Annotated in this window: 5 protein-coding genes and 1 pseudogene; all 6 read right to left on the reverse strand. The window is 67.3% G+C overall.

All coding sequences use genetic code 11. The features are described from left to right. A pseudogene (locus BIS11_RS09965) lies at nt 1–411 on the reverse strand (allophanate hydrolase); the annotation flags it as partial. Next, complete coding sequence (locus BIS11_RS09970; protein ID WP_253586000.1) at nt 408–1112, reverse strand: allophanate hydrolase subunit 1; 705 nt, start codon at nt 1110–1112, stop codon at nt 408–410. The gene BIS11_RS09970 and the pseudogene BIS11_RS09965, both read right to left, overlap by 4 nt. Then, nucleotides 1109–1867: a 5-oxoprolinase subunit PxpA gene (locus BIS11_RS09975; RefSeq protein WP_253425994.1), complete on the reverse strand. Its 759-nt coding sequence runs from the start codon at nt 1865–1867 to the stop codon at nt 1109–1111. The genes BIS11_RS09970 and BIS11_RS09975 overlap by 4 nt, the downstream gene beginning before the upstream one ends. 32 nt (nt 1868–1899) lie before the next feature. Next, complete coding sequence (locus BIS11_RS09980; RefSeq protein ID WP_253425992.1) at nt 1900–3657, reverse strand: peptidase M14; 1758 nt, start codon at nt 3655–3657, stop codon at nt 1900–1902. After that, nucleotides 3654–4502 carry an ABC transporter permease gene (locus tag BIS11_RS09985; RefSeq protein ID WP_253425990.1) on the reverse strand — a complete coding sequence of 283 codons (849 nt, stop codon included), beginning with the start codon at nt 4500–4502 and terminating at the stop codon, nt 3654–3656. Before BIS11_RS09985 ends, BIS11_RS09980 begins: the two co-directional genes overlap by 4 nt. 9 nt (nt 4503–4511) lie before the next feature. Then, nucleotides 4512–5435 (reverse strand): ABC transporter permease, encoded by a 924-nt coding sequence (locus BIS11_RS09990; protein WP_253425988.1) that lies wholly within the window; start codon nt 5433–5435, stop codon nt 4512–4514. Nucleotides 5436–5440 lie beyond the last annotated feature (5 nt).

Raw genomic sequence — 5440 nt, forward strand, 5'->3', positions numbered from 1 at the left:
CTCGCGCACCGTGCAGGCGCGGCTGCCGAGCGTCTCGGGCGCGTCCAGCCCGCCGGGAAACGCCAGGTAAGTGCGCAGCCCGCCCTTGGGTTGGCGAAAGCAGAGGCGCTGCCCCGGGCTCATCGTGAAGGTGCCTTGTGCCGCGAGCGGCGCGTCGTCGATGCGCGCGTCGAGATCCGCTCCGACCAGCGCCAGCGTCACCTCGCATTCGGCCTCGAGGGTCAGATTGCCGCCCATCACGATCTCGAGCGCGGCACTGTGCACGGGGTTGCCCAGAAGCCAGTTGGCCCAGCGATGAGAGATCCAGTCGGCGGCGCCGCCCTGGGTGACGCCCAGGTGGTTGACCCCGAAGCGGCCGCTGTCCTGGATCAGGGCGAGCGGGCCTGCCTGGATGACACGTAATCCTTTCATGAGCGCTCCTCCATCGGCGTGGTGTCGCCGCCGGCGGCCTCGAACTCGGCCTTCGAGATCGCCTTGAAGCGCACCTTGTCGCCGGGGCTGAAGAGCGGCTCGCCGCGGCGGGCGTACTCGAACAGCGGCACCGCGGTGCGCCCGAGAATGTTCCAGCCGCCGGGGGAGAGCAGCGGGTAGATCGCCGTCTGGCGGTCGGCGATACCGACGCTGCCCGCCGGCACGCGCTTGCGAGGCGTCGTGAGCCGGGGCGTGGCGAGCGTCTCGTCCACCAACCCCATGAAGCCGTAGCCCGGGGCGAAGCCGAGGGCGAATACGCAGTAGTCGTGGGCGCAGTGACGCTGGATCAGCGCCTCGACGCTCACGCCCGCGCGCTTGGCGACCAGGGGAAGCTCCGGGCCGACGCTTTCGTCGTACCACACGGGAATCTCGTGAAGCTGGCCGTTTTGCGTCGTTGCCGGCTGCAGGCCGTCCAGCGCGCGACGCGCCTTGTTCGAAGCCTCGCAGAACGAGAGCCGCGTGCAGTCGTAGTGGATCAAAAGCGTCGTGTAGGAGGGCGTCAGATCGATCAGGGCGTCTCCGAAGGCGTGGCGCAGGGCGCTGTCTGCGGCCATGATCCAGGCCATGTTCTCTTCTTCGATGGTGTCGAAAAGACGCAGCGTGATCGCGTCCATCGCGGCGGTTTCAAGACGTGGGTTCACGCGCGCTCCAGAGCGTCGAACGCGTCACGAATGGCGCGCACCGCCTTGATCGATTCCGGGTTGTCGCCGTGCACGCAGAGCGTGTCGCAAGCCAGTATCAGCGGCGTGCCGTCGCGGGCGGTCAGCGCTTCGCCTCGGGCGAGCTTCTCAGCTTGGGCGACAATGGTGGCACGGTCGTGATGCACTGCGCCTTCGAGCCTTCGCGAGGCGAGGTGCCCGTTGGCCTCATAGGCGCGGTCGGCGAAGGTCTCGAACCACAGCGTCACACCCATTTTCGCCGCCAGCTCGCGCTGGCCTTGGGTATCGGCGGTGGACATCACCATCAAGGGGAGCGTGGCATCGAAGGCCTTGACCGCGCGCAGCGCGCCTTCAAGCAATTCGAGGTTGGCGGCCATGTCGTTGTACATCGCGCCGTGGGGCTTGATGTAGGCAAGCGTGGCGCCTTCGGCGCGGCAGATGCCGGCAAGGGCGCCTGCCTGATAGAGGATCATGTCCTCGACCTCGGCTGCCGAGCAGGCCATCGAGCGCCGCCCGAAGCCCATCAGGTCCGGGTAGCCCGGGTGGGCGCCGATGCGCACGCCGTGTTCGGCGGCCAGCGCCACGGTGCGGCGCATCACGTGGGGGTCCGAGGCGTGGTAGCCGCAGGCGATGTTGGCGCAGTCGACGAACGGCATGACGTCGGCGTCCATTCCCAGGTGCCAGTTGCCGAAACTTTCACCCATGTCGCAGTTGAGCAGAGGGAGCTTGTTGGTCATTGTTGACTCTCCTTTATGCATCGGCCGGTGCGCTAGGGCAGCGTCATCGACTGATAGCGCTGGTAGGCGCTCATGATGGTCTCGTACTGTACCTGGTGAGCCATCACGAAATCATCGCCGTAGATCGTCTCGTCGGGATACTCGGTGATCAGCTGAAGCGGGGTGAGCTGAGCGTCGTCCCGGGTCAAGAGGTAAGGAATGTCGTGACGCACGGCGAACTCGAGCTGCCCGGCGTGGGCCTCGAAGGCGTCGATCTGGCGGCGGTTGTAGTCGATCAGTCCCGGGACCGTCGCCAGATGCGCGGTCACCGCCTCGAGCAGCGCCTCGGCCTGGGTTTCCCAGCCTTGATGATAGCGAATGACGAGGAAAAAACCCTTGGGAATCGACCACAGCTCGAAGTTGCGCGGCACGTAGCCGGTCAGCGGGCGCGTCCACTCGTGGGCCGGGTAGCCGTGCAGGTTGATGTGCAGCTCGGCACCGCTCATGGCCCGGGCGCGCTCGCGAATGGCCAGCTCGAACTCGCCGCCGGGGCGCTGCGCCTGCAGGTCGCTGCCGAAGGCCGTGTAGCGCGCGGCGTGGTGCATGTGGGTCGGCTGCTCGCTGACCAGCCGCTGCTGCAGGCGATAGCCGTCCGGGTTCTCCAGCGGCGAGAGCACGAAGTGGGCCGCGGGGTTCGCACCAAGCGCCTGCCCGGCGCGCAGCGCACCGACGATGCCCGAGGGCTCGTTGGCGTGCTGGGCGGCGCTGATCATCACCGCGCGCTCGGAGCCCCGGCGATAGCGGGCGTGGAGCGTGCGCCCGCTGCGGCTCTCCGCGGTCAGCGTCTCGCCGCCGAGGGCGTCGAGCTCGGCGTGGATGCGCGCCGCGCTCAAGGGGCGCTCGACGCGCGCAAGAGCCGCTTCGTCTTCCACGACATCCGGCTCGCTCTTATCGAGCGGGGCGAGCGTGACGACCAGCGAGATCGGTGCGCCCGGGCGGGTCTTGATCTCCGGCACGATCTGGCCCGGCTGGATCGAACGGTCGCCCGAGGGCAGCCCTGCCAGGCGCTGGTACACCTCCAGCAGCGAGAAGTAGAGCTCCTCGTGGAGCGCCTCGGCAAGGCTTACGTGCTCGAGGCCGAAGGGCAGCGGCGTGTCCTGTGCGGGCAGGGTGACGCGGATGTTGAGCTCCTCGAAGAACGGCTGCTCGGCAGGCCACTCGGCCCCGGTGACCGCCTGCATGGCCGCGTCGAACAGTGCCGGGTAGTCGCAGGCGTAGAAGGCGCTGTCGCCTTCGCCGTCGGCGTTTTTCCAGGCGACCCAGCCGCAGGGAGAGAGCTGCCAGGCCTCGACGTGGTCCTGATGATGACGATTGGGGGCGGCGATGCGAACCTGCTCTTCGCGGCCATCCGCGTAGCCGAGCGCCAGCTCGTAGTGATAGAGCGCCGTGGACGGTGCGCAATCGACGGCCTCGAAGCTTAGCGCGACGTCGGCGTCCAGCATTCCTGCCAGCGGGTAGGCTTCGAGCACGAAGCGCTTGGGGGCCTCGGCAGGTGCCGGGTAGCGCACGTGCAGCCTGCGCAGTCCACCTGCGTCGAGCTCCTCGAGCACGTAGTGCACCAGCGGCTTGTAGGCGCTGCGAAAGCGCGCCTCAATGCCGCGCGTTGCCAGCGCCTTCTCGGCGTGCTCGCGAGCGGCGCGGTCGTCGAACACCCAGGCATCCAGGGTGGCACCGGGGGCGAGCTCGCGTTCGAAGCGCGCGACGAGCGCCTCGACGCTGCGCTCGAAGGTGGTATCGAGTAGCGTGGTCATCGTGAGGTCCGCCCCGTCGGGTCCAGGGTGTCGCGCAGCCAGTCACCCAGAAGGTTCAGGCCCAGCACCGTGAGCAGGATCGCCACGCCCGGGAAGACGCTGACCCACCAGGCGGTCTGCAGGTAGGTGCGGCCTTCGGCCAGCATGCCGCCCCAGCTTGGGATGACCGGATCGACGCCCAGGCCCAGGAAGGTCAGGCTGCTTTCCAGCAGGATGTTGTTGGCCACGTTCAGGGTCATCAGCACGATCACCGGGCCCAGCAGGTTGGGCAGCAGGTGCTGGAACAGGATGCGCCAGTCGCGCACGCCGATCGCCTGGGCCGAGAGAATGAACTCGCGATCCTTGAGCGACAGCACCGAGCCGCGCACCAGGCGGGCGTACTGCACCCACTGGGAGACGATCAGCAGGATGATCATGTTGGAAAGCCCGCCGCCGATCACCGCGATGAAGGTGATCGCCAGCAGGATGAACGGCAGGGCGAGCTGCACGTCGGCGAAGCGCATCACGATCATGTCGATGAAGCCGCCGTAGTAGCCGGACAGAAGCCCCATGACGATGCCCAGGACCACCGCGCCCAGCGCCGAATAGAAGCCGACCTTGAGCGAGATCTCGCCGCCGATGATCACCCGCGCCAGCACGTCGCGACCCAGCGGATCGGTACCCAGCGGGAAGCTGCCGTCGGCCATCGGCGGCGTCAAGCGCATGGCGAGATTGACGCCGCTGGCGCCGTCGGGGAACAGCCAGCCGGAGAACAGCACGGCAAAGCCGATACCGCCGACCAGCAGCGCCCCCATGATGAATTCGAAGCTCTTGAAGCGCTCGAGCTTCAGTGCATTGATCGTCATGGCAATCCCCTAGCTCTTGCGCACGCGCGGGTCGACGAAGCCGTAGGCGATGTCGACCAGCAGATTGATGGCGATGATCATGAGCGACAGCACCGTGATCACCCCTTGCAGCACCGGATAGTCGCGCGCGGCGACGGCGTCGAAGGCGAGCGTGCCGAGCCCTGGCCAGTTGAACACCCGCTCGATGACCACGATGCCGCCGAGAAGCCCGCCGAACTGCAGGCCGAAGTAGGTGATCAGCGGGATCGAGCAGTTGCGCAGCGCGTGCTTGTAGAGCACCACCGAGTCCGACAGCCCCTTGGCGCGGGCCACCATGATGTACTGCGAACGCAGGGTTTCGAGCATGGTGGTGCGCACCAGGCGCACGTTGGTGGCGGTCAGGATGATGCCCATGGTGGCCGCCGGCATGAGGAAGCTCTGCCAGCCTTCCATGCCGCTGGGCGGCAGCAGGTTGAAGGTGATGGAGAGCAGCAGCACCAGCATGATCGCCAGCCAGAAGTTGGGAAAGGAGAGCCCCACCAGCGAGACGACGCGAATCACCTGATCCGGCCACCGGCCTCGCGAGACCGCCGCCTTGACGCCCAGCGGAATCGACAGCGCAATGGAGACGAACATCGAGGCGAACGCCAGCGCGAGCGTTGCCGGCAGCGCACGGCCGATCAGATCGCCCACGGGCGTGCCGCCCATGAAGCTGCGGCCCAGGTCGCCGGTGAACAGCCCCTTGAGGAAATTCAGGTACTGGACCAGAAACGGCTGGTTGAGACCCAGCGCCTCGCGAATGCGCTCAAGGTCGGCTTCCGTGATGCTGCCGGCGCCCTGGGCGAGCATGACGGCGGGGTCGCCGGTCAGGCGAATCGCGAACGACACGATCAGGGTGACCGCCACCAGCACGAACAGCGCCTGCAGCAGTCGGTAGAAAAGAAACTTGGCCACGTGGC

The organism is Halomonas sp. 707D4, assembly GCF_024158685.1.
Classification (GTDB): Bacteria; Pseudomonadota; Gammaproteobacteria; order Pseudomonadales; family Halomonadaceae; genus Vreelandella.